Source organism: Streptomyces avicenniae (genome assembly GCF_000719135.1).
Classification (GTDB): Bacteria; Actinomycetota; Actinomycetes; order Streptomycetales; family Streptomycetaceae; genus Streptomyces; species Streptomyces avicenniae.
Genome location: NZ_JOEK01000015.1, coordinates 98,204 through 120,369, shown reverse-complemented (window position 1 = coordinate 120,369; position 22,166 = coordinate 98,204). Strand labels below are relative to the sequence as shown.

Annotated in this window: 24 protein-coding genes; 13 read left to right on the top strand and 11 right to left on the bottom strand. The window is 70.7% G+C overall.

Annotated elements, in window-relative coordinates:
* Nucleotides 1-237 precede the first annotated feature (237 nt).
* From IF27_RS24725 to nhaA, 4 genes are all read left to right on the top strand, one after another.
* Nucleotides 238-519 (top strand): hypothetical protein, encoded by a 282-nt coding sequence (locus IF27_RS24725; protein ID WP_190233093.1) that lies wholly within the window; start codon nt 238-240, stop codon nt 517-519.
* Nucleotides 520-688: 169 nt separating this feature from the next.
* Nucleotides 689-2,002 carry a TrkH family potassium uptake protein gene (locus tag IF27_RS24720; protein ID WP_110946223.1) on the top strand — a complete coding sequence of 438 codons (1,314 nt, stop codon included), beginning with the start codon at nt 689-691 and terminating at the stop codon, nt 2,000-2,002.
* A gap of 9 nt (nt 2,003-2,011) precedes the next feature.
* Nucleotides 2,012-2,740 carry a potassium channel family protein gene (locus IF27_RS24715; RefSeq protein WP_110946217.1) on the top strand — a complete coding sequence of 243 codons (729 nt, stop codon included), beginning with the start codon at nt 2,012-2,014 and terminating at the stop codon, nt 2,738-2,740.
* Nucleotides 2,741-2,896: 156 nt separating this feature from the next.
* Nucleotides 2,897-4,153, top strand: a complete 1,257-nt coding sequence (gene nhaA / locus IF27_RS24710) for a Na+/H+ antiporter NhaA (protein ID WP_052851980.1) — start codon at nt 2,897-2,899, stop codon at nt 4,151-4,153.
* On the opposite strand, the gene IF27_RS24705 is transcribed toward nhaA, so the two are convergent.
* The 5 genes from IF27_RS24705 to IF27_RS24685 all read right to left on the bottom strand — a co-directional run bounded on the left by IF27_RS24705 (nt 4,138) and on the right by IF27_RS24685 (nt 9,580).
* Entirely contained in the window at nt 4,138-5,214 is a 1,077-nt protein-coding gene (locus tag IF27_RS24705) for an ABC transporter ATP-binding protein (protein ID WP_052851979.1), read from the bottom strand. The genes nhaA and IF27_RS24705 overlap by 16 nt on opposite strands.
* Nucleotides 5,214-6,035 (bottom strand): carbohydrate ABC transporter permease, encoded by an 822-nt coding sequence (locus IF27_RS24700; RefSeq protein ID WP_052851978.1) that lies wholly within the window; start codon nt 6,033-6,035, stop codon nt 5,214-5,216. Before IF27_RS24700 ends, IF27_RS24705 begins: the two co-directional genes overlap by 1 nt.
* Complete coding sequence (locus IF27_RS24695; RefSeq protein WP_052851977.1) at nt 6,032-6,916, bottom strand: carbohydrate ABC transporter permease; 885 nt, start codon at nt 6,914-6,916, stop codon at nt 6,032-6,034. Before IF27_RS24695 ends, IF27_RS24700 begins: the two co-directional genes overlap by 4 nt.
* Nucleotides 6,906-8,270, bottom strand: coding sequence for an extracellular solute-binding protein (locus IF27_RS24690; RefSeq protein WP_052851976.1), 1,365 nt, complete (start codon nt 8,268-8,270; stop codon nt 6,906-6,908). The genes IF27_RS24695 and IF27_RS24690 overlap by 11 nt, the downstream gene beginning before the upstream one ends.
* A 95-nt stretch (nt 8,271-8,365) precedes the next feature.
* A complete protein-coding gene (locus IF27_RS24685; RefSeq protein WP_052851975.1) occupies nt 8,366-9,580 on the bottom strand; it encodes a pyridoxal phosphate-dependent aminotransferase in 1,215 nt (404 codons plus the stop codon).
* 85 nt (nt 9,581-9,665) lie between these two features.
* On the opposite strand from IF27_RS24685, the gene IF27_RS24680 reads away from it, so the two are divergent.
* From IF27_RS24680 to IF27_RS24670, 3 genes are all read left to right on the top strand, one after another.
* Complete coding sequence (locus tag IF27_RS24680; protein WP_052851974.1) at nt 9,666-10,337, top strand: winged helix-turn-helix transcriptional regulator; 672 nt, start codon at nt 9,666-9,668, stop codon at nt 10,335-10,337.
* A 544-nt stretch (nt 10,338-10,881) separates the two neighbouring features.
* Nucleotides 10,882-12,477 (top strand): alpha/beta hydrolase, encoded by a 1,596-nt coding sequence (locus tag IF27_RS24675; RefSeq protein WP_052851973.1) that lies wholly within the window; start codon nt 10,882-10,884, stop codon nt 12,475-12,477.
* Between the two features lie 89 nt (nt 12,478-12,566).
* Complete coding sequence (locus tag IF27_RS24670; protein ID WP_052851972.1) at nt 12,567-12,983, top strand: hypothetical protein; 417 nt, start codon at nt 12,567-12,569, stop codon at nt 12,981-12,983.
* Nucleotides 12,984-13,199: 216 nt separating this feature from the next.
* Here IF27_RS24670 and IF27_RS24665 read toward each other — a convergent pair whose 3' ends face one another.
* From IF27_RS24665 to IF27_RS24650, 4 genes are all read right to left on the bottom strand, one after another.
* Nucleotides 13,200-13,859 carry a hypothetical protein gene (locus IF27_RS24665; RefSeq protein ID WP_052851971.1) on the bottom strand — a complete coding sequence of 220 codons (660 nt, stop codon included), beginning with the start codon at nt 13,857-13,859 and terminating at the stop codon, nt 13,200-13,202.
* A 120-nt stretch (nt 13,860-13,979) separates the two neighbouring features.
* The gene (locus tag IF27_RS24660) at nt 13,980-14,714 is read right to left on the bottom strand and encodes a GntR family transcriptional regulator (protein WP_052851970.1); all 735 of its coding nucleotides are present in this window, start codon (nt 14,712-14,714) and stop codon (nt 13,980-13,982) included.
* Nucleotides 14,711-14,959, bottom strand: coding sequence for a hypothetical protein (locus tag IF27_RS24655; RefSeq protein WP_052851969.1), 249 nt, complete (start codon nt 14,957-14,959; stop codon nt 14,711-14,713). Before IF27_RS24655 ends, IF27_RS24660 begins: the two co-directional genes overlap by 4 nt.
* Nucleotides 14,960-15,178: 219 nt before the next feature.
* Nucleotides 15,179-15,409 carry a hypothetical protein gene (locus IF27_RS24650; RefSeq protein ID WP_052851968.1) on the bottom strand — a complete coding sequence of 77 codons (231 nt, stop codon included), beginning with the start codon at nt 15,407-15,409 and terminating at the stop codon, nt 15,179-15,181.
* Nucleotides 15,410-15,488: 79 nt separating this feature from the next.
* Here IF27_RS24650 and IF27_RS24645 point away from each other — a divergent pair, with 79 nt between their 5' ends.
* Nucleotides 15,489-16,247 (top strand): GntR family transcriptional regulator, encoded by a 759-nt coding sequence (locus IF27_RS24645; RefSeq protein WP_052851967.1) that lies wholly within the window; start codon nt 15,489-15,491, stop codon nt 16,245-16,247.
* Here IF27_RS24645 and IF27_RS24640 read toward each other — a convergent pair.
* On the bottom strand, nt 16,234-17,007 hold the full coding sequence (locus tag IF27_RS24640) for a glycosyltransferase family 2 protein (RefSeq protein WP_052851966.1): 774 nt from the start codon (nt 17,005-17,007) through the stop codon (nt 16,234-16,236). The genes IF27_RS24645 and IF27_RS24640 overlap by 14 nt on opposite strands.
* Nucleotides 17,004-17,798: a GntR family transcriptional regulator gene (locus IF27_RS24635; RefSeq protein ID WP_052851965.1), complete on the bottom strand. Its 795-nt coding sequence runs from the start codon at nt 17,796-17,798 to the stop codon at nt 17,004-17,006. Before IF27_RS24635 ends, IF27_RS24640 begins: the two co-directional genes overlap by 4 nt.
* Before the next feature lie 212 nt (nt 17,799-18,010).
* Here IF27_RS24635 and IF27_RS24630 point away from each other — a divergent pair, with 212 nt between their 5' ends.
* The 5 genes from IF27_RS24630 to IF27_RS24610 all read left to right on the top strand — a co-directional run bounded on the left by IF27_RS24630 (nt 18,011) and on the right by IF27_RS24610 (nt 22,153).
* Nucleotides 18,011-18,364: a hypothetical protein gene (locus IF27_RS24630; RefSeq protein WP_052851964.1), complete on the top strand. Its 354-nt coding sequence runs from the start codon at nt 18,011-18,013 to the stop codon at nt 18,362-18,364.
* Between the two features lie 100 nt (nt 18,365-18,464).
* Nucleotides 18,465-18,737 carry a hypothetical protein gene (locus tag IF27_RS24625; protein ID WP_052851963.1) on the top strand — a complete coding sequence of 91 codons (273 nt, stop codon included), beginning with the start codon at nt 18,465-18,467 and terminating at the stop codon, nt 18,735-18,737.
* The gene (locus IF27_RS32095; protein ID WP_052851962.1) at nt 18,734-19,057 is read left to right on the top strand and encodes a DUF6303 family protein; all 324 of its coding nucleotides are present in this window, start codon (nt 18,734-18,736) and stop codon (nt 19,055-19,057) included. The genes IF27_RS24625 and IF27_RS32095 overlap by 4 nt, the downstream gene beginning before the upstream one ends.
* Nucleotides 19,054-19,926 (top strand): DUF2637 domain-containing protein, encoded by an 873-nt coding sequence (locus IF27_RS24615; RefSeq protein ID WP_110946215.1) that lies wholly within the window; start codon nt 19,054-19,056, stop codon nt 19,924-19,926. The genes IF27_RS32095 and IF27_RS24615 overlap by 4 nt, the downstream gene beginning before the upstream one ends.
* Before the next feature lie 106 nt (nt 19,927-20,032).
* Nucleotides 20,033-22,153 (top strand): ATP-binding protein, encoded by a 2,121-nt coding sequence (locus IF27_RS24610; protein WP_052851961.1) that lies wholly within the window; start codon nt 20,033-20,035, stop codon nt 22,151-22,153.
* Nucleotides 22,154-22,166: the final 13 nt, after the last annotated feature.

The window sequence follows — 22,166 nt, the reverse complement described above, 5'->3', positions numbered from 1 at the left end:
TTCGCACATCCTGCGGCTCCTCGCCGACGGCCACCGTGACCTCCGCGCCGGACGTCCCGCGCTCCCCGACCCCGACCGAGGTGGACCCTGAGTACGACGCTGTTCTAGCTCCCGATCCTCACCGCGCTGGTCACCTTCCTCGGCCTCGGCTTCTCGCTGGGCCTGGGAGCGTCGTGGACCTGGTGGCACACCTCCGTCCTGCTCCTGTGGGCGTCCTCCGCGATCTACTCCGTGGGCGTGCTGTCAACGGCCCAGCCCGAGGACCCCTGGATCGAGTGCCTGTGGGAACGCTTCGGCGAGCGTGCCGAGCTCTCGTCGGAGCCGGCGTTGACCGATCACGAGCTGAGCTTCCTCCCGGTCTCCTACCGCTGCAGCTGGGAGGACGGCCACACCCTCGACATGGTGCCCGGCTTCGTCAACCCGGGCGCCCTCGTCTTCGCCGTCGCCACGGTGCTCGCCTCGGCGACGGCCGCCGCCCGGGGCACGGCCCGCCTGCTCGGCGCACGCGCGCGGGGCTGAGCGGGAGCCGGGCCGCGGGCCGCCGGGTGTCCGAGGCGGGGGCGCGTCGGACGCGGCGGCGAACGAGGCATTAGTGTGCTCGGCCAGACATGTCGGTCGGTGACGAGCGGGGCGGAGCGCGGTGGTGAGGGGGCGGCGGCGGGGTCTGTTCGACATGCATCCCTCCCGCATGGTCGCGCTCGCATTCGGCGTGGCCGTCCTGCTCGGCACCGTGCTGCTGGCCCTGCCGGTCTCGGCGGCGGACGGACGCTCGGCCGGTCTCGGCACCGCCCTGTTCACCGCCACGTCCGCGACCTGCGTCAACGGCCTGGTCGTCGTGGACACCAGCAGCTACTGGAGCGGCTTCGGCGAGGGCGTGATCATCGCGCTCGTGCAGATCGGCGGCCTCGGCATCATGACGCTGGCGTCGCTGCTCGCCCTGCTGATCGCGGGCAAGCTGCGGCTGCGCATGACGCTCCAGGCGCAGGCCGAGTCGCGGATCGGGATCGGCGACCTGCGGGTCGTGCTGCTGCGCGTGGCGCTGATCACCGTCGTCGTGGAGCTGGTCACGGCCGTCGTGCTCGCGGCGCGCTTCCGGTTCGGCTACGACGAGGCGTGGGGCACGGCCGTCTACCACGGCGCGTTCCACTCCGTCATGGCCTTCAACAACGCGGGCTTCGGCCTGCGCGCCGACAGCCTGACCGCGTACGCCGACGACCCGTGGGTCCTGCTGCCGATAGCCGTGGCCGTCACCATCGGCGGCATCGGCTTCCCCGTCATCGTCGAGCTGCTGCGGCACCGCTCGCGCCGCCGCGCCACCGGGCGGCGCGGCTGGTCGCTGCACCTGAAGCTGACGCTCGTCGTCTCCGGCGCGCTGCTCGCCGTCGGCACGGTCCTGACGCTGGCCCTCGAATGGGCGAACCCCGGCACGTTCGGCCCGCTGGACACGGCGGACAAGGTGCTGGGCGCGTTCTTCCACTCCGCCATGGCGCGCACGGCCGGGTTCAACGCCACGGACACCGCCGCGATGGAACCGGCGACGCTCCTCATGACGTGTGTCCTGATGTTCATAGGCGGCGGCGCGGCGGGCACGGCGGGCGGCATCAAGGTGACGACGTTCGCGGTGCTGGCGGTGGCGATGCTCGCCGAGGTACGGGGCGAGCCGACGTCGGGGGTGTTCCGGCGGACGCTGGCGCCGCACGTCCTGCGGCAGGCGCTGACGGTGGCGCTGGCGGGCGTCGGCATGGTCATGGCCGCGACCATCGCGCTGCTCACGATGGTGGACGCGCGCATGGAGTTCGTGCTGTTCGAGGTGGTCTCCGCGTTCGGCACGACGGGCCTGTCCACCGGGGTGAGCTACGATCTGCCGCCGACCGCGCAGGTCATCATGGTGGGGCTGATGTTCGTCGGCCGCATCGGACCGATCACGCTGGTCTCCGCCCTGGCGCTGCGCGACCGCACACGCCGCTACCACCTGCCGGAGGAACGGCCCATCATTGGGTAGGCACACGCCATGAGCAACTATCTCCACTCGATGCGCCGCCGACGCGGCAAGCGCCTCGCGCAGCAGACGCGCCCGGCGCCGGACGGCGACGACCAGCGGATCGCCGTCATCGGCCTCGGCCGCTTCGGCAGCTCGCTCGCCGAGGAGCTGATGCGGCGCGGGTGGGAGGTCCTGGGCGTGGACCAGGACGAACGCCTCGTCCAGCAGCACAGCGACGCGCTGACCCATGTCGCCGTCGCCGACTGCACGGACGCCGAGGTGCTGCGGCAGCTCGGCGTGCACGAGTTCCCGAGCGCCGTGGTCGCGATCGGCACGCACATCGAGGCGAGCATCCTCGTCACGTCCAACCTGCTGGACGACGGCGTGCCCAACATCTGGGCCAAGGCGATCAGCCGCCAGCACGGCAAGATACTGGAGCGCCTCGGCGCGCACCACGTGGTGCTGCCCGAGCACGAGATGGGGGAACGCGTCGCGCATCTGGTGACGGGGCGCATGCTGGACTTCATCGAGTTCGACGACGACTTCGCGCTGGTCAAGACGGTCGCGCCCGACGTGGCGACGGGCGTGCCGCTCGGGGTGAGCGCCGTGCGGACGAAGCACGGCGTCACCGTCGTCGGGATCAAGCGGCCGGGCCACGACTTCACGCACGCGACGGCCGAGACCGTGGTCGAGCCGGGCGACGTGATCATCGTGACCGGCCGCACCCAGGCGGTGGAGGCGTTCACCGAGCTGAGCTGAGCTGGGCAGAACCGCCCGCCCCCGGGGGTAGGGTGTCAAGGCGCCGTCAAGATCGGGGGACCGGTCGGCGGCGAAGGTGCGCCGGGAAGTCTGGTCGGCAGCGCCGCGCGTGAGGCGCGGCGTTCCCGTGCCGACCCGTGAGAGGGGCGCCTCCCCATGCCGCGCCGCCCGCTGCCCGTCGTCCTGCGCCTGCGCGCCGATCCCGAGGCGGAACGTGAGCGCGACCGGCGCAGCGTCGCCGCGTTCCTGCGGCTCGAAGTCACCGGCGGGCTGTGCCTGCTGATCGCCGCCGCGCTGGCGCTGGCGCTCGTCAACTCGCCGCTCGGCGACACCTACGAGGACGTCCGCGACCACCACCTGGCGATCCCCTTCCTCGGTATCGACATGTCGGTCGGGCACTGGGCGTCGGACGGGCTGCTCGCGGTCTTCTTCTTCGTCGCGGGCACCGAGCTGAAGCGGGAGCTGACGGTCGGCGAGCTGCGGCGTCCGGCGGCGGCGGCGCTGCCGATCGTCGCCGCCGTGGGCGGCATGGTCGTGCCCGCGCTGGTCTACACGGCGTTCGCGCTGGCGGGCGACGGGCGGCTCGACGGCTGGGCCGTGCCGATGGCGACGGACATCGCGTTCGCGCTCGGCGTGCTCGCGGTCGTCGGGCGGCACCTCCCGTCCGCGCTGCGCACCTTCCTGCTCACCCTGGCGATCGTGGACGACCTGATCGCCATCACGGTGATCGCGCTCTTCTTCACCTCGACGCTGGACGTGGCCGCGCTGGGCGGCGCGGTGGCGGGTCTCGCGCTCTTCTGGCTGCTGCACGTCCGCCTGCGGGTGCGCGGCTGGTGGCTGTACGTGCCGCTGGCGCTGGCGATCTGGGTGCTGACGTACCACAGCGGCGTGCACGCGACTATCGCCGGCGTGGCGATGGGAATGCTGCTGCGGACGGAGCCCGAGCCGGGCGAGGACCGTTCGCCCGCCGAGCGCGTCGGGCATCTGCTGCACCCGCTGTCCGCCGGGCTGGCCGTGCCGCTGTTCGCGCTGTTCGCGGCCGGGGTGCGCGTCTCGGGCGACTCGCTGTCCGCGCTGGTACGGCAGCCCGAGTCGCTGGGCGTGCTGTGCGGCCTGTTCGTGGGCAAGACGGTCGGGGTGCTGGGCGCGGCGTGGCTGACGGAACGGTTCACCGGCGCGCGGCTCAGCCCCGACCTGCGCTGGGCCGACGTGACCGGGGCCGCGATGCTGGCGGGCGTGGGCTTCACGGTGGCGCTGCTCGTGGCCGAGCTGGCGTTCGCGGACGCGCCGGGGCTCCAGGCCGAGGTCAAGACCGGTGTGCTGCTCGGCTCGGTGGTCTCGGCGCTGGGCGCGGCCGTGCTGCTGACGGCGCGCGGCCGGGCGTACCGGCGGCGCGCTCAGCCGACGAGCTGACCCTCCCGGTACAGGAGCACCCGGTCGGAGCGCGGCACGGCGTACCCGGCGCCGCCCGGCTCGGCCGGGGTGTCCTCCGGGACGACGACCTGCACGGTGCCCGCCGGTCCTTCGAGCGTGACGAGCTGGGTGCTGCCCATGTTCTCCACGACCGTCACCGTGCCGGGCAGCGCGCCGCCGCCGGGGCCTGGCGTGCCGCTGAACGTCAGGTACTCGGGCCTGATGCCGTAGACGACCTCCTCGCCGCCGGTGAGCGCGGCGCGGGCGGGCCCGGCGGGCAGCGGCACGCCGCCGACCGTGACGTGGCCGCCGCCGCGCTCGACGGTGCCCGGCAGGAGGTTCATCGGCGTGGAGCCGATGAAGGAGGCGACGAACGTGTTGGCGGGGCGGCGGAAGATCTCCGTCGGCGTGCCGGTCTGGCGCACGCGCCCCGCCTCCAGCACGGCGATGCGGTCGGCGAGTGCCAGGGCCTCGGCCTGGTCGTGGGTGACGAAGACGGTCGTGACGCGCAGGTCGCGCTGGAGGCGCTTCAGGAAGGTGCGGGCTTCGAGGCGCAGGCGTGCGTCGAGGTTGGAGAGGGGTTCGTCGAAGAGGAACGCGCTCGGGTGGCAGGCCATGGCGCGGGCGAGGGCGACGCGTTGCTGCTGGCCGCCGGAGAGCTGCCCGGGGCGGCGTGCGAGGTGGTCGCCGAGGCCGAGTTCGCGGGCGGTCTCGGCCGCCTTGTCCCTGCGCCGCGCGGCCGGGACCTTGCGGATGCGCAGGGGGTAGGCGATGTTGTCGGCCACCGTCATGTGCGGGAAGAGGGCGTAGTCCTGGAAGACCATCGCGACGTCGCGGCGTCCGGGCGGCGTGCGCGTCACGTCGTCGCCGCCGATGCGGACGGCGCCGCCGGTCGCCTCCTCAAGGCCCGCGACGGTGCGCAGCAGCGTCGTCTTGCCGCAGCCTGAGGGGCCGAGCAGCGCGAAGAACTCGCCGTCGGCGACGGTGAGGTCGATGCCGTCGAGGGCGCGGACGCCGCCGGGGTAGTCCTTGGTGAGTCCGGACAGGTGGATGGCGGCCATCAGCGTTTGATCCCTCCGTGGAACCGGAATCCGTACCGGGACGAGACGAGCAGGAACATCAGCACGACCGGCAGCGAGTAGAGCAGCGAGAACGTCGAGATCAGCGCCAGGTCGGGCTGGCCGCCCTCGGTGTAGAAGGTGTACATGACCACGGCGGCCGGGGACTTGTCGGGCGAGCGCAGCAGGAGGAAGGGGATGAGGAAGTTCCCCCATACCTGGGCGACGGCCCACACGCCGATCGTGGCGAGCCCGGGGCGGATCACGGGGACGACGATGTGGCGCATGATCTGGAGCGGGGAGGCGCCGAAGACGCGCGCGGACTCCTCGTAGCTGCGGGGCGTCGCGTCGGTGAAGTCCTTCAGGATGAAGATGGCGCTGGGCAGCAGCCCGCCCGACAGGACGAGGATGACGCCGAGTTGGGAGTCGATGAGGTCCAGTTCGTAGGCGAGGTTGAACAGCGGGACCATCGCGGCGGTGCCGGTGACGATGGACGACAGCAGCAGCAGCGCGTAGAGCAGCGCGTCGCGTCCCGGGAGGCGGACACGGCTGAGCGCGTACGCGGCGAGCGCGCTGAGCGTGACGACGACGGCGCCCGTACCGGCGGCGAGGAGCAGGGAGTTGCGCAGGGAGCGCAGGGCGTTCTCGTTGTCCAGGAGGTCGCGGAAGTTGTCGAGGGTGAACTCCGGCAGGGAGACGGCGATCTGCGGGGCGCGGTCGAAGGGCGCGAAGGCCAGCCAGAGCAGCGGGAGCGCGAAGAAGGCGAGCAGCAGCGAGAGGGACGCGTAGCGCAGCACGGTCCTTACGGCCTGGCCCGGGGTCATGACGCGGCCTTCTCTCGTGCGCGCAGCAGCCGGGTGTAGACGAGGGCGATGACCAGGTTGATGAGCAGCATGAGGACGGACAGCGCGGCGCCGTAGCCGAGTTCGCCGCCGAAGAGCGCCGTGTTGTAGATGAAGACGGGCAGGGTCTCGGTCGCGTCGCCCGGGCCGCCGCCGGTGAGGAGGAACGGCGTGAAGTCGTTGAACGTCCACAGGCTGATGAGCAGCAGGTTCGTCAGGACGTGCCCGCGGATCAATGGCAGGACGACGTCCCGCAGTTGCTGCCAGGCGGAGGCGCCCGCGAGCCGCGCGGTCTCCAGCTGGGACGGCGGGACGGTGCCGAGCGCGGCGGCGTAGAGCATCATCGAGAACGCGGTGCCGCGCCAGATGTTGAAGACGATGATCGACGCCATCGGGTGCTCGACCAGCCAGGCCGTGTTCCCGCTGCCGAGCAGGGTGTTGAGGGTGCCGCCGTCGCGGTCCAGCAGGGCGATCCACAGGAACGCGACGACCGAGCTGGGCAGGATCCAGGCCAGCAGCACCAGGGCCTCGACGAGGCGGCGCAGCGGGCCCGTGCGGTCGCGCAGCAGCCAGGCGATCGTGAAGCCGAGGAGCGCCTGCCCGAGGACGGCCGAGCCGACGACGAACTGGAGCGTGAGGCCGAGGGAGTGCGTGAACTCGTCCTCGTCCAGGGCGCGGCGCGCGTTGTCGAGGCCGGTGAACTGCGGGTCTGCGGCGGCGAGTCCGGTGAGCTGGTAGTCGGTCGCGCCGAGGTAGATCGTCCACAGGGCGGGGAGGACGAGGAAGCCCGCGACGAGCAGCAGGGCGGGGGCGACGAAGACCGCCGCCCTGCGGCGGCCGAGCCCGGCGGCGTCAGTCGCCACCGGTGACCTCCGCGAGCCCTTCCGCGTACGCGTCGGCGGCCTCGCGTGGGGTGTCGTCCCCGGCCGCGACGGCGGCGGTGGCCTCCTGGAGCAGCACGGAGACCTGTGGGTACGCGGCGAGCGGCGGCCGGAACGTGGTCAGCGGCAGCACCTCGTCGGCGATGTAGGAGAGCAGCGGATCGCCCGCGAGGACCGTCGCGTTGACGTCGTCGCGCGCCGTGATGCGGGCGTTGTCGCCCACGGCGGCGGTGATCGCCTCGGCGGAGTTCATGAACTCCATCAGTTCGTAGGCGAGTTCCGCGTTGTCCCCCGCCGGGTTGACGACGCGGACGCTGCCGCCCGACATGCTGACGAAGTCCTGCCCGCCGACGCCCGCCCCCGGCCGTACGGCGGGGATGCGCGCCCAGCCCACGGCCTCGTCGCGGTCGGCCATCGGGGCGGTGCCGCCCTCCGGGTTCAGGACACTGCGCCAGAAGTAGTCGCCCTCGACCAGGATGCCGACGCCGCCCTCCGCGAACCGGGCGAACGACCGGTCGCGGCCCTGCGCCTCCTGCTGGAGCACGGGGTCGCCGAGCCCGCCGCCGTACACGTCCTCGTACAGCTCCAGCGCCTCGACCAGCCCGTCGCTCGCGCCGGTCCAGGCCGAGCCGTCGTGGATCTCCTCGCCCGTCCCGGCCAGCAGCGGCAGGAGGCCCTGCATGCTGGTGGCCTCGCCCATGGCGGTGCCCGCGTTGAGCTGGACGGGGATCACGTCGTCCAGCCCGGCGAGCGCTTCGGCGGCGGTCAGGATGTCGTCCCAGCTCGTGGGCTGCCAGTCGGCGGGGAGCCCGGCCTCGGCGAAGAGCGTGCGGTTGTAGAACAGGACGCGACCGTCCGTGCCCCAGGGGATGCCGTAACGCTCGCCCTCGTACGTCGCGAGCTGCTGCACGGCCTCGGGGATCTGCGCCCAGCCGTCCCACTCCTGGGTCGCGGCGGGCAGCGGCTCGACGTACCCGGCCTGGGCGAACTCGCCGACCCAGATGCCGTCGAGCGTCATGATGTCAGGGCCTGAGCCCGCCTGGAGGTCGAGGGCGAGGCGGGTCTTGTACTGCTCGTCGTCCACGCCGCTCGGCTCGAAGGAGACGTCCACGGGGGTTCCCGCGGCGGCCTGCGCCTCCTCGAAGGCCGGGATCACCCACTCCTCGATCCACGCGGCCTCCTCGGTGTTCTTGCCCCCGGCGACCGCGTTGGCCGAGATCGTCAGCCGCGCGCCCCCGTCGCCTTCCTCGTCCGATCCGCCGCCGCAGGCGGTCAGCGCCGCGCCCAGGGCCACGGTCCCCGCCAGTGCGCGGGCACGTCCGGTGAGCTTTCCCATCAGCCATCTCCTCGTCGAGACGAAGCAGTTGAGACGCTGATGTGTTACCCGAGGAGCGGGGGTTCGTAAAAGTGTGCGGCGGGATCGGTGAGTTGTTACGACTGCCGGTAGCCGCTGAGGAACCGTCCGATGCGGCTGATCGCCGATTCGAGGTCGTCGGCGCGCGGCAGCGTGAGGATGCGGAAGTGGTCGGGGCGCGGCCAGTTGAAGCCCGTGCCCTGGACGACCTGGATCTTCTCGCGCAGCAGGAGGTCGAGGACGAAGCGCTCGTCGTCGTGGATGCCGTGCACCGACAGGTCGATGCGGGGGAACGCGTACAGCGCGCCGCGCGGTTTGACGCAGGAGATGCCCGGGATGTCGTTGAGCGTGCGCCAGGCGATGTCGCGCTGCTCGTGCAGCCTGCCGCCTGGCAGGACGAGATCCTTTATGCTCTGCCGCCCGCCGAGCGCGGCCTGGATGGCGTACTGCGCGGGCGCGTTGGCGCACAGCCGCATGGAGGCCAGCATCGTCAGGCCCTCCAGGTAGCTCTTCGCGTGCTGGCGCGGCCCCGAGACGACGACCCAGCCGGAGCGGAACCCGGCGACGCGGTACGCCTTCGACAGGCCGCTGAAGGTCAGGCAGACCAGGTCGGGGGCGAGGACGGCGGGGCTGAGGTGCTCGGCGTCGTCGTAGAGGATCTTGTCGTAGATCTCGTCGGAGAAGACCATCAGGTGGTGGCGGCGCGCGAGGTCGAGGATGCCCTCCAGGATCTCGCGCGGATAGACGGCGCCCGTGGGGTTGTTGGGGCTGATGATGACGACGGCGCGGGTGCGGTCGGTGATCTTCGCGGCCATGTCGTCGAGGTCCGGGTACCAGTCGGCGGACTCGTCGCACACGTAGTGCACGGCCTTGCCGCCCGCCAGGGTGGTGACGGCGGTCCACAGCGGGAAGTCGGGGGACGGGATCAGGATCTCGTCGCCGTCCTCGACCAGGGCCTGCACCGCCATGGAGACCAGCTCCGAGACGCCGTTGCCGAGGAACACGTCGTCCACGTCGGCGTCGGTGAGGCCGCGTTCCTGGTAGTGCTGGGCGACGGCGCGCCGGGCCGGGAGGATGCCGCGCGAGTCGGTGTAGCCGTGCGCCTGGGGCAGCATCCTGATCATGTCCTGGAGGATCTCCTCCGGCGCCTCGAAGCCGAAGAGCGCGGGATTGCCCGTGTTGAGGCGCAGGACGCTGTGCCCGGCCTCCTCCAGCGCGTTGGCGTGCTCGATCACCGGTCCGCGGATCTCGTAGCAGACCTCGGCGAGCTTGCTCGACTGCCGGAACTCCATGGGGCGACCTCCCAGTGCGCGTGTCACTTGGTTCTACCAAGTAACGACTTGGAAAGTCCAACGAGATCTCCTTAGACTTGGCCGCATGCCACGCCGAAGCTATGACCAGTACTGCGCGATCGCCCGGACCCTCGACACGGTCGGTGACCGGTGGTCGCTGCTGATCGTGCGGGAGTTGCTGGCCGGGCCGCTGCGGTACACCGACCTGTTCACCGACCTGCCCGGCATCAGCACGGACGTGCTGGCGTCGCGGCTGCGGGACCTGGAGCGTGACGGCGTGGTGAGCCGCCGCAGGCTGCCGCCGCCCGGGACCGGCTCGGCGTACGAACTGACCGAGCGCGGCGGCGCGTTGCTCCCGGTCCTCGGCGCCCTCGCCGTGTGGGGCGGCCCGTCGCTCGGCGCGTCGGCGCCGACGGACGCGGTGCGCGCGCACTGGTTCGCGCTGCCGCTGCTCGCGCGGCTCGCCCCGCTGGCGGGCGACGAGCGGGGCGTGATGGACGTCACGCTGCCGGACGGCACGTTCCACCTGCGGCTCGGCGACGCGCCCCCCGGCACCCCGGTCTGCGGCCGTGGCCCCTCCCCCACCGGCTCCGACGCCTCCCTCACCCTCGACACGGCGACCTGCCTGTCCCTGGCCGACGGCACCCTGACCGCCACCGACGCACTCACCGCGGGCACCCTGACCGTCACGGGGGAGGGCCCCCTCGCCGAGTCACTGCGCAAGCACGCGACGACGGCCACTGCCGTGCGCAACTGAACCCGCCCGTCACGCGCCCACGCGCCCCACTGTTCCCGCCCCTCACTCCCGTGGGCGGGAATTCCCTAGTCCTGCTGACACGGCCCACGCGCAGCCGTATATTGCTCGGGCGCGATTGACTGAGGGGGCAGTGCGTTGGGGTGGGACGAGGAATGGGCGGAAATGCAGGCGGCCTCGCGTGCCGCGAGTGCGAATTCCGGAACGCCGAACGTGAATGATCACGTCAGCACGGCGAATGCACAGCTGGATGTGAATTTTCCACCCGGGGAGTTACACGCCTCGGCGGCGGCGTCCGCCGAGGCGGAGGCGGAGTTACGGCCGGTGCTGAGCGAGGCCGTCGAGGACATCGCGGCAGCCGCCGCCTCGCTGCGCGCCTGGTCCGTGGGCGAACAGTTGGGGCCGAGCGGCGAGGGCTGGGGGGAGGCGCTCGCCGACTTGGCGGTCCGCCTCCTCGACCACGCCGCCGGGCTCAGGATGACCGCCGACGGCTCGTCCCTCCTGGACCAGGAGATCCGGGAGAGGTTCCGGGCTGGGGGACCGTCTGATGCCCGCGTACTTCCGCGAGCTGTACGACCAGGACTTCTCCGCGATCGCCCGCGCCGTGACGTCGTGGCGACGTCTGGCGGACGCGTGCCTCACCGCGCACGAGACCTCGGCCAGCAGGGTCTCCGCGCCGCTTCGGCAGGCGGGCTGGGAAGGGGAGGCGGCGCGCAGCGGATTCGAGGCCATGCGGGTGACGCAGAGCATGCTGCTGACGGCCAACCGGAACACGCTGCTGCTCGCCGGTGCCATGGCCCACGCCCGCCTGGGGATGCAGGCGGCCCAGGAGCGCCTGCGGGCCGCCGTGGCGGAGGCGGAGGAGGCCGGGCACCGCGTCACCGCGTCGGGGGGCGTCGAGCCGCGGGCCTCGTCACCGGCCTACCGGAACCTGCCGGAGGAGGACATGGCCCTGCGCGACGCGGAGGAGGTCGCGGCTCTCAGGCAGCGCATCCACGGAGCCATCGAAGACGCCCTTGAGGCCAGCGGCGAGGCGTGGCGGGCGTTACGCGAACTCGACTGGTTCACGCTGGACAAGGAGTACGGCGCCCAGAGCGTCCAGGACGCGACGGAGTGGATCACCGACGCCATAGGGATAGGAGTCGGCGGATCCGAGATCCCCGCCGACGACGCGTCGCCCGAGGAGGTCGCCGCGTGGTGGTCCCATGTCAACGGCGCCGACCAGGAATTGCTGTTGGCCTCCTACCCGGCTGAACTCGGCGCTCTGGACGGACTTCCCGCGGACATCCGCGACCGTGCCAACCGCACCGCGCTGACCGCGCAACTGGACGAATTCCGTATGAACGAAAGTTCGCTCGGCATCCACGACCAGCGGCTTTATGCGAATTTACTCCGGCTGCAGGCCGCTTTGGACGACGGCGCGGGCGCGCCGAGGAGCGAACGGCTCCACCTTCTGGGCTTCGACCCAGAGGGAGACGGCCGCGCCGTCGTGGCACAGGGCGATCCCGACACGGCGGACCACACCGCCGTCATGGTTCCCGGTACGGGCAACCACGTCGGGAACCTGCCGGGGCAGCTCGACAGGGGCGCCGACATGCAGGAGGCGGCCTCGGAGCGACGCCGAGGGGACGTCGCGGTGGTCACCTGGGTCGGGTACGACACTCCGGAGACGATCTCCGTCAGTCCTGGACTACGCGACCGGGCCGAGGCGGGTGCGGGAGATCTCCGTGACTTCACCGCGGGACTGCGCGCCGCCAGCGAGCGCCCTGACGGCCACCTGACCGTCGTGGGGCACAGCTACGGCTCGACGCTCGTCGGAGTGGCCGACTCCGGCGGTCGGGGACTGCAGGCGGACGACATCGTCGTGGTCGGCAGCCCCGGCATGGGCGTGGACAGGGCGGAAGACCTGCGAGTGGACCCGGACCATGTCTGGGTCGGCGTGGCCCCGGGGGATTTCGTCGCCGAGCAGCTGTCAGGACTGACGCTCGGAACGGCGCCGCAGGACAGCGATTTCGGCGCCAGGCGCATGCCGGTGGAGCCGGGGGGCCACTCCGACTACTGGCGGCCCGGCAGTCAGTCCCTGGAGAACATCGGGCGCATCATCGCCGGTGAGCGCCCCCTGAGCGGAGGGTCGAGCCGGTGAGCCGCCGTCTGCGAGCCATGAGCGTGCTACTTCTGGGAGGCTTGGTGACCGCATGCGGCGACGAGGGGATCAATGACCCGCTTCCCCGGATGAGCGAGACGGAGGCCAGGGCGTGGAGCGTGAGTTCCCTCGAATCCGTCGCCCGTACGGCGGGGGCGCGTATCGATCCCGCCTCCGTCAGCGACCGCCTCTCGGACTGCACGGGCAGGAACGGTGAGCAGGCGGACGACGGACGCTTCTTCTACCGCTACTCCGTCCTCGCCGACGTCCCGCCGGAACGGCGCGCGGAAGCGGTGCGCGCCGTACGGGACGATCTGGAGGCCCGCGGTCTCGACATCCTGGGCTACCGGTCCGATCCCGCCGTCAGCCCGGCGAACGCCGTGGACACCGAACACCCGGAGGAGCACTACTCCATCACGGTCGAGGACAACGGCACGTCGCATCTCCTGCTGATCTTCATGACGCCGTGCCTCCTGCCGCCCGGGGTCGAGCAGCAGCAGTTGTGAGAGGCCGTGACGAGAATCGAACTCGTGTAACTCGCTTTGCAGGTCTGTCAGGCCGAGCGAGGGGGCGTCCAGCGGCGTCCGAGGGCGTCCGCGACCCCAGGTGACGCACGCCGGGTCCCGTCGGCGGACCCGGGCGTACGGCGGCGAACGAGACGGAAAGTGAGACGGAGACGGCCTCACCGACAGGTCGTCTCAGTCTCCGGACGGGGCCACCGCTCACCCCGGGACGACGGACTCGGCCACGAGGTCAACAACCGTGCAGCGCCTCAGTTCGACCACGAGCTGAGAGGCGATGAACCAGCCGGTCGCCGGATGGCCGTAGGGCATGTACTCGTCGTGGTGAGGCTCAAGGTGGCCTGCCGGAGTCACCGTGTAGACAGTGCCGAAGACTCCCCAGATCCTCGGGCGCCGGACCCGGACGCCCATCGGGTTGCCGAGGTGGGGACAGAAGCGGGTGGCCAGATGGGCGCACCGAAGGCAGACTGGAGGGCTGGTGTTCTTGACGCCTTCGAGGTCACAGGAGTCCTGTACCTCGCCCGCGTTCAGCAGGAAGAGCCAGCCGTCGCGGGTGTGGCTGGCCGGTCCGTCGCAGACCTGGCAGAGGCGTTCGGCGAGTGCCCGCCGTTGCCGAGTGGGATGGAGCGAGCTGAAGTCGGGGCGTCCCTTGCCGCGAAGCTCCCGCACCTGCCCCCAGAGCACGCCGTACTGGTCGCATGCGGCAGCCGTCTCACCGAGGACACGGACGCCCGTGCCGTCCGGACGAATCGTCACCTCCTGATCGATGACTCGTTCCCCGGTCCAGCGCGTGGCGTAGGGGACGGGGATGTGTCGAGAGCCCCAGGTCGTGACGGTCTCGGGATCATCGGGGAACCGCATACTGCAACTTCCTTGTAGAGCCGCTTGTTGGGCGACAGGGGTATGAACGCCGTCGGCCCCCGGTACGGGCGAGGTGCCGGGGGCCGGACAGCGGGACAGGTGGGACAGCCGATGCGTGTTTCAGCTCTTCGGTCGGCAGGTGCTCCGGGTGTAGACGGCTTCTGTGCGGTCACCCGTCAGAAGGAGCAGGGCGGCCGTGACGACCCGGCCGGTGGTGTCCGTGGTCGTGCGGGTGATCTCCAGCAGAGCCACACCACCCCCGATGTCCATCGTCTGGGCTTCCGCCGCGCTCGGCGGGCGAGCGGTGACGCGTTCGCTGATCCGGTCCAGTTCGACTCCCTGAGCGATCAGCTGCCGACGGATGCCGTCGGCCCAGGGATCAGGGGTGCTGTCGGGTCGCCATCCTTCGAGAAGTTCCGGCAGCACGTAGGCGTGCACGACGATGTGCGGCGCGTTACCCGGGAGGCTCGTGGCGTAGCGGTGTTCGACAAGCGGTGCGGCGATCGGAACAGCCATGAACGCGGCTGTGCGACGGTCTGCCTCCAGCGTGCGGACCGTGCGTAGGGTGACGTGCTCGGGAGTGGGCTCCCAGGCGCCCCATGCGTGACGGTCGTCGCGGTACTGGACGCGACAGCGCGGGACGCGGATGAACGTGCCTCTGCCATGCCGCTTGTCCACCAGCCCTTCCCCCTCAAGGAGAGCGATGGCCTGCCGCACAGTGGGAAGGCCCACGCCGTACTGCGTGGCGAGCCGCTGTTCCGAGGGAAGCCGGTCCCCCGGGGAGAGGAGCCCGTCGGCGATCTGCTGACGCAGGTCGTCGGCGATGCGCTGATACCGCACAGTGCGCACGGTCATCGCCTCCCCCGAAGTCGCTTGTCGCGCCGCCAGGGCGATCGGTACGGCACGAGACGGATGCCGTTGACAGCCGTGAGCGGCGTCATGGTCAGCGTCTCGCCGCTCTCGAAGACCACGAGCTTGTGGCCCACGCGGATCGCGACGAGATCCACGACGCGGAGCTGTCGGCCCCCGACGTTGATCACGTCCAGACGTCGAATCGTCTCGGCGGTGAGGGAGACGGACGTCACCACGTCATCTCGCACCGGTGTCCTCCAGCGCTCCGTCTACCGACAGCGGCAGTGCGCGGCGCCCAAGTGGCTTTCTCATGAGGACTCTCCCGCCCGATGGCGCCCTGTGGCAGGGAGGAGCAGGCGCACCATCCGGACGGTGGCGCGGTGGATAAGATCGAACACGTCATCAGCTCCCAGTAGCTGGTGACCGCGCCCCCGGGCGGTGTCAGGCCGCCGCGGGGGTATGGCGGTTCAGTGATGGATGTGGCTCCAAGCCGTCCGTTGTTCCCCGTCACTCGCGAGCCCGAACCGGTCCCCGAGAACGAGCGCCGCGAGCAGCAGGTGCCAGTGCTCGGGACTGATCGGCTCCGGTACGTCCACCTCGACACGGATGTGAGCGGCATGCCGGGAGAGACGGGGGGTGAATCCCGAGGCGCTGAGGCGCGCGGCGATGTCCTGCGCACGGGACACAGGTGCGGACACGGCGAATCCTCCGTCGCTGCGGAATCACTGACGGTGAAGCTGGTTAACCAGATTAGGCTAGTGGACTAGATTTGGCTACATGCCTGAGCAGCCGCCCTATCTGCGCATCGCCGACGCGCTCCGGCAGCGCATTGCCAGCGGGGAGTGGTCGCTGGAAGACCGACTGCCCTCCCGCGCCCGTTTCGCCGAGGAGTACGGCGTAGGGGAGAACGTCGTCCGCAGGGCGCAGGAGTACCTGATCTCGCAAGGGCTGCTCGAAGGCCGCGCCGGTTCCGGCACCTATGTCGCCCGGCCGCGCGAGAGGGTACGGATGGTGCGCAGCATGGTGCGCGAGAAGCGGGGCGGCTCCCCCTTCCGTGCCGACATGACGGCGCTCGGCCGTACGGCGACATGGGAACACCGGACCGAGGCCAAGGTACCCGCGCCCGATGACATCGCCGCCAGGCTCGGGATCGCGCCCGGCGAGGTATGCGTTCGCACCGTGTACGAATTCCTCAGCAACGGGAAGCCCGTTCAGCTCTCCACCAGTTGGGAGCCGTACGCGATCACGGGCGGCACGCTGATCGTGCTACCGGAGGGTGGGCCGTACGGCGGCAAAGGCGTCGTGGAACGCATGGCCGCCATCGGGGTCACCGTCAGCCACGCGGTCGAGCAGCCCGAGCCGCGCACGGCCGACGCGGAGGAGGCTCATCTCTTGGGCGTGCAGCGCGGGGCTCTGGTGACCACCATCCAGCGGACCTACTACGCGGACGACGGTCGCCCTGTGGAGACGGCCGACATCGTCGTGCCGACCGCCCACTGCGAGATCGTCTACGAGATTCCGATCAGCCGTCCGTAGAGGGGAACCGCCAAGCGGTCAGTCCTTCCAGGGCGTTGACGCGTGTCTCGGCGATGACGGCACGGGCGGCACGTTCCACCTTGTCCCGGTGCGCGGCCTGGCTGGTCACCTGACCGGGCCATTTCCGGTAGTACAACCCGGCTTCCCTGATGAACCACCCTGCGCACACGGTGTTGAGAGCCAGCAGAAGACCGGTGTCCTCCGAAGCGGGTAGCGCCATCCACCCGCCCAGAGCGAGCACCAGCTCGGTCCGCGCGCACATCGAGCCGGGGATCACCTGCGGGCGGTAGTCATTGGCCCGCCAGTGCTGGAACACGGCGCCGCGCTCTATCGCGCCCTCATCCGGGTCCTGGTCGAAGCCCAGAGTGGTGCCGTCCGGCAGCAGGTCCAACGCGCGGGAAGTAGTCCAGCCGATGTCCGGGCGCGCGGTGAGGACGGCCAGGTCGCGGGCGAGCGCGCCAGGGGCGAGTATGTCGTCGGAATCGAGGACCTTGAGATACGCGCCCTCGGCCCGTGCCAGGCCCATCGTCCGGGCGACCCCGGGGCCGCCCGGTCGGCCCTGGCCGAAGCTGATGCGGGGATCGTCGGGCACGGCCTGGGTGACGAGATCCGTCGCGCCGTCCTCCTGAATCACCCACTGCCATTCCCACCCGGCGGGAAGCTCCTGCGCGCGCAACGACTCGTACGCCTCGACGAGGAAGGGTGCACTGGGCGCGTGGACGGCCGTCATGACCGTCACGACCTGCGGCTTGTAGGTCATGACCAACGCTCCAGCGGAGTCACGAACTTCAGCCGGGTACGGTCACCGGGCAGGATGATGTCCGACAGTTCGACCACTCGCCCCGTGGTGTCGATGCACTTCTTGCGCAGGTGGATGACCGCCATGCCGGGAGACATGCCGAGTTCCTGCGCCTCCTGATGCGTGGGCGGACGGGCCGCGATGATCTCCTCGATGATCTGGTCCAACTCGATTCCCACGGTGTGCAGTTGGTTGTGGGTGCCACCGGGCCACGGCTCGTTGGTCCAGTCGAGAAGCTTCGGATTGGCCGCCACCATGTCCCGTACCAAGTAGGAGCAGGTGAGGTTGAACGGAGCCGACTCGACGGCGTACCGGGTGCGGTACACGCGCTCCACCATGATCGTGCCGACCGGCACATCGAACTGCTCGGCGAGTTGGTGGTCGGCTTCGATCTCGTGATACCTGGCGCTGAAGACGAGATCGTGAACGGTGAGGCCGGTGTCATGCTCGGTGACACCGGTCCCGGCCCGCACCTCCTCACTCTCGTGCGCGCGGCTCTTCTCCCATTGATGCCGCTCGTTGGTCCGCAGAACGGGGCGACGGGGGACGCGGACAAAGGTGCCCTTGCCGTGCCGCTTGTCGATCAGCCCTTCGGTCTGTAGTTCGGCCAGAGCCTGCCGGATGGTGGGCGCCCCCTTGTCGTAGGTGCGCCGTAGCTCCTCTTCCGAGGGCAGGCGATCACCCGGCCGCCACTGGCCGCCCTCGATCTTTCGCCGCAGGTCATCGGCGATGACCTCGTACGCCTTGGGCATGTCGTGCTCGCCATCGTCGCGGGACAGGGAGAACTGGTGCGCGAGTGGTGAAAATCCACCCGGTCTCCCCGAGCAGGATAACAAGTCCTCTTGAGGACTTGACCTCTCCCCGTTCCACCGCCATAGTCATGTCATCAACTCCTCTTGAGGAGTTGATGACATGAGGTCTTAATGACCTTGGTCTCTCCTTCCGCACCCATCAGGGGGTTCGCATGCGTATCAACATCGGAGACGTGGTCCGTGTCCGCGGTGACCAGGTGCTCGGCACGGTGGTCAGCATCACCGGCAACGGAACGGTCCTCCACCTGCACACGGATGGGCAGGGGTCGCGCGTGGTCAGCCCTCACGCGGTCGAACGCGTCACGCAGGCCCACGAGCCCCTGCACCCCGGGCGTGCCGTGGTGACCGTGCTCCTGATCATCGTCGTCGTGGTCGTCGTTCTCGTCGGCAGCAGCCGCCTCCCCGGAATCGGCGCCGAGTCGGCGATCTGCGCGGTTCTCGCGCTGGTCGCGTCCTCCGCCCTCCGCCGTCTCCTCAACGGCCGACTCTGCGCGGTGCGGGTCTGACCCCGACCGCCAAGCTCCCTCACCGGCCGGTGGGACTCCCCGCCAAGGTCGCCCGCCGGACGTGTCTCCTTCCCCGCCCAGCCAGCCACAGGAGCATCCCGTGACCGACCGCGATACGGCGGCCGACCTGCTTCACGCGGGCCTGCCGATCGGCATCGACCTGGACCTGTTCCGAGGTCCGCTGCATCCCGAGAGCGACGACGAACGCGCGGTACGCATGGTTGCCGCCCGCGACATCCTCGACGAGCTGCGCCACGCCGGGCGCGACGACGAGATCACCGCCCTGGACGCGCGCTACGCCGAGGCCCTGACCCGCACCCTGCCCTTCCAGCAGCGCCCGCTGGCCCGAACGTGGCGAGGTGCGGTCGCATGATCGGCACACCCAAGTTCACGGCTCTCCTGGCCTTGCGGTGCACCGCCCCTCGAACGCTCCCCACCGGCGCCCGTTGGACCCTCACCGTGGCGATCTGCCCCGGCCGAGTCTCCGCCTGGCCCGCGACGGCTTGGCCCGGCCGGAGGCACACGCCGACCGTGGCCGAGCGCGCGACGAGACTGGCTGAGTTCGGTTTCGGAATCGCGCCCGGTGACGAGTGGACCTGGACCGAGGACCTGTGCGGCGTCCACGACGACGCGTCGCCTCACGTGACCCTTCTCGCCGCCGTGCCCGTCCAGCGCCATGGCGGTACCCCATGACCGCCACGACGACGCTCAGCAAGCGGGAACGGTCTCTGCTCGCCGTCACTTCCACCGCAGCCGCCGGAGTGGGCGGACTCGGGTTGGCGTCTTCGTTCGATGCTGTGTCGGCCGCTGCCGGACGCTGGGGGTTCGACTACCCGTGGATGCTGCCGACCGGCATCGACCTCGCCATTCCCGTGTTCACCATGGCTCATTTGCTGTTGGTACGGATGCACATGGCACTGGCTTGGGTGCGCGCTGTCCCGTGGGCCCTGACCGGGGTGACGTGCTGGTTGAACGTCACGGTCGGGGACACGCTCCCCGCCCGTATCGCCCATGGGGTGATGCCCCTGCTATGGGTCGTGCTCTCCGAGATCGCCGCCCACGCGTACGCCGTCCGCATCGGCGCCGCGAACGGCACACGGATGGAACGGGTGCGCCGCTCCCGCTGGCTGCTGGCCCCGTTCACCACCCTCGCCCTCTGGCGCCGGATGGTGCTCTGGGAGACGACCGACTACCGCGAGGCACTGGCCCGCGAGCGGCAACGGGTTCTGGTTCGAGCCGAGTTGCGCGAACGTTACGGCCGTGCCTGGCGGCGTCGCGCCCCACGCCGCACCCGGGCCCTGCTGCGCCTCGGCGAGTTGTCCCCTGCCGGGCTGACCGCCGAATCCGATGAACCGCCCAAGCCCTGTCCCCCGGGGGACAGGCCCTCCCGTTCCCCCGCCGAACTCCTCGCTCAGGCGCGTGAGATCACCCGCGAATGGCCCACCGACCAACTCACCGCCCAAGCCATCCGCAAGGCGGTGCACACCTCGCAGGACAACGGCCGACTACTGCGCGACACGCTCCGCGCCGAACGCCTCGCCCGCCTCTCCCCTCCCGTCTAGGAACAGCGCGAACCGGGGCCCGACTCAGCCGACCGAGCCACGATCGGGCCCCGGCCCTCCCTCACCCACCGGACGCATCGAAAGATCCACGGACAAGGGAACGCCAGTGGACCACGACCAGAAGAGGCACGTTCCCCCGCCGTTGCGGATCGTGCCCCCGCCCACTCCGGACGACCGACCGTCGGTCGGCGACCATCGGGCCACCGACGACCGACCACCCCTCGCCGACCGACCCGACGCCCCCGAGCCCGGTCGGCTGACCCGACTGCGGTCGGCGAAGCGCCGACCGGTTCGACCCGACTGGCTGCGTTCGAAGGCCGGCTTCCTCGACGGCGCCCGCTGGCTGGCCGGGCACCTCGGCCACACCCTCGCGTTCCACGGTCTCCGCTCGCCCGCCTACCTCGGCAGGCTGCTGATCCGTTGCCCGCGTGGTGCCTGCCGCGCCTTGATCGGCTTGGGCCGGTGGGCACGCGACGCCGAGAGCCTGCCGTTGCGCGAAGCCGCCGCACGCCGGCAGGACGTGGCGGAATGGCTGCGGCTGTCCATCCGGCGCGACGCCCGCGTCCGCTGGCGGGGCACATGTCTCGCCGTGGGCACGCCGCTGGCTCTGATCCTCCTCGCGGGGCTGACCTACGCCGCCTCGCCGCTCTCCCAGGCCGTGACCGCTCTGGTGACCATGGCCGTGCTCGGCGCCGCCGGAGCACCGGCCGACGCACCGCTCACCTCCCGCGCGATCATCAGGACCGAGGTCGCCAAGCTCACCTCGGACATCGTCGTCCGCGCCATGGCCGCCATCGGCATCACGCAGATCACCAACGAGGTCAACAAGGGGCGCGACGGCATCCGCTTCGTCGCCCCGATCACCCGCGAGGGACCCGGCTGGCGCGCGGACATCGACCTGCCGTTGGGCGTCACCGTCACAGACGTGATCGACCGCCGCGCCCGACTCGCCTCCGGACTGCGCCGACCGCTCGGATGCGTGTGGCCCGACCCTGACCCGACGGAGCACGAAGGCCGGTTGGTCCTGTGGGTCGGCGACCGCGACCTGTCGAAGACCGGACCGGTGAAGTGGCCCTTGGCGAACGGCGAACGACACGACGTGTTCCAGCGCATCCCCTTCGGCATCGACCCGCGTGGGCGACCTCAGTCGGTCCCACTGATCCAGCACAACGTGCTGATCGGCTCGTTGCCCGGCCAGGGCAAAACCGCGACCGTGCGGGTACTGGCGTGCGGCGCGGCCCTCGACCCGACCGCCGAACTGTGGATTCACGAGAACAAGGGCACCGGCGATCTGGACGCGCTGGAACCCGTGTGCCGCCGCTTCGTCTCCGGACTGGACGACGACTCGATCCAGTACGCCACCGACTCCCTGTCCCTGCTGCGCCGTGAGGTCGAACGCCGCGTCAAGGTGCTCAGGAGCCTCCCGCGCGACCTCTGCCCGGACAAGCGGATCACGCGCGCCATCGCCGACCGCCGCTCGCTCCGCCTGTGGCCGCTGGTCGCCGTCTTCGACGAGTGCCAGAACATCTTTCTGTCACCTCGGCACGGTAAGCAGGCCGCGATGGACGCCGAGTTCGTCATCAAGCTCGGCCGCGCTCTGGGCGTCGTCCTGATTCTGTCCACCCAACGCCCGGACAAGGACAGCCTTCCGACCGGCGTCAGCGGCAATGTGTCGATCCGGTTCTGCCTCAAGGTCGCCGGCCAGACCGAGAACGACATGGTGTTGGGCACTTCCACCTATAAAAACGGGGTGCGCGCCACCCAATTCCGGCCCGAGATCGACGCCGGCACGGGCTATCTGGTCGGTGCCACCACCCTGCCTACCGTGGTCCGCACGGCCTATCTGGACGACCCGGCCACCGCCCGCATCGCCGCCAAGGCCGTCGCCCTCCGCCGCGCCGTCGGCACTCTGAACGGCGAGGCGATCGGCGGGGACGAACGCCCGGACGGCACCGGCCTGGACGTGCTGACTGATCTCCTGGCCGTGATCCGACCGGAAGAGGCGAAAGTCTGGACGGAGACCGCCCTTGAGCGGCTGTCCGAACTCCGGCCGTCCGTCTACGGCGACTGGCCCGCCGAGCAACTGACCGCCGCCCTCAAGCCGCACGGGATCAGCACCGTCCAAGTGGGCCGACGCATCAGCGGGAAGGTCGTCAACCGGCGCGGCCTTGAACGCGCCCGCATCGAATCCGCACTCACTCGGCGTGACGAACAGCGTGTCGCCTGACCCGACGCACGCC

Bases quoted from the DNA above. Each gene is read 5' to 3' on its own strand.
- IF27_RS24685 (WP_052851975.1), bottom strand. From the start codon at position 9,580: ATGGAGTTCCGGCAGTCGAGCAAGCTCGCCGAGGTCTGCTACGAGATC.
- IF27_RS24615 (WP_110946215.1), top strand. From the start codon at position 19,054: ATGACCGCCACGACGACGCTCAGCAAGCGGGAACGGTCTCTGCTCGCC.
- IF27_RS24660 (WP_052851970.1), bottom strand. From the start codon at position 14,714: ATGACCGTGCGCACTGTGCGGTATCAGCGCATCGCCGACGACCTGCGT.
- IF27_RS24665 (WP_052851971.1), bottom strand. From the start codon at position 13,859: ATGCGGTTCCCCGATGATCCCGAGACCGTCACGACCTGGGGCTCTCGA.
- IF27_RS24720 (WP_110946223.1), top strand. From the start codon at position 689: ATGGTCGCGCTCGCATTCGGCGTGGCCGTCCTGCTCGGCACCGTGCTG.
- nhaA (WP_052851980.1), top strand. From the start codon at position 2,897: ATGCCGCGCCGCCCGCTGCCCGTCGTCCTGCGCCTGCGCGCCGATCCC.
- IF27_RS32095 (WP_052851962.1), top strand. From the start codon at position 18,734: ATGATCGGCACACCCAAGTTCACGGCTCTCCTGGCCTTGCGGTGCACC.
- IF27_RS24705 (WP_052851979.1), bottom strand. From the start codon at position 5,214: ATGGCCGCCATCCACCTGTCCGGACTCACCAAGGACTACCCCGGCGGC.
- IF27_RS24630 (WP_052851964.1), top strand. From the start codon at position 18,011: ATGCGTATCAACATCGGAGACGTGGTCCGTGTCCGCGGTGACCAGGTG.
- IF27_RS24635 (WP_052851965.1), bottom strand. From the start codon at position 17,798: ATGCCCAAGGCGTACGAGGTCATCGCCGATGACCTGCGGCGAAAGATC.
- IF27_RS24670 (WP_052851972.1), top strand. From the start codon at position 12,567: ATGAGCGAGACGGAGGCCAGGGCGTGGAGCGTGAGTTCCCTCGAATCC.
- IF27_RS24645 (WP_052851967.1), top strand. From the start codon at position 15,489: ATGCCTGAGCAGCCGCCCTATCTGCGCATCGCCGACGCGCTCCGGCAG.
- IF27_RS24680 (WP_052851974.1), top strand. From the start codon at position 9,666: ATGCCACGCCGAAGCTATGACCAGTACTGCGCGATCGCCCGGACCCTC.
- IF27_RS24640 (WP_052851966.1), bottom strand. From the start codon at position 17,007: ATGACCTACAAGCCGCAGGTCGTGACGGTCATGACGGCCGTCCACGCG.
- IF27_RS24715 (WP_110946217.1), top strand. From the start codon at position 2,012: ATGAGCAACTATCTCCACTCGATGCGCCGCCGACGCGGCAAGCGCCTC.
- IF27_RS24690 (WP_052851976.1), bottom strand. From the start codon at position 8,270: ATGGGAAAGCTCACCGGACGTGCCCGCGCACTGGCGGGGACCGTGGCC.
- IF27_RS24675 (WP_052851973.1), top strand. From the start codon at position 10,882: ATGCCCGCGTACTTCCGCGAGCTGTACGACCAGGACTTCTCCGCGATC.
- IF27_RS24700 (WP_052851978.1), bottom strand. From the start codon at position 6,035: ATGACCCCGGGCCAGGCCGTAAGGACCGTGCTGCGCTACGCGTCCCTC.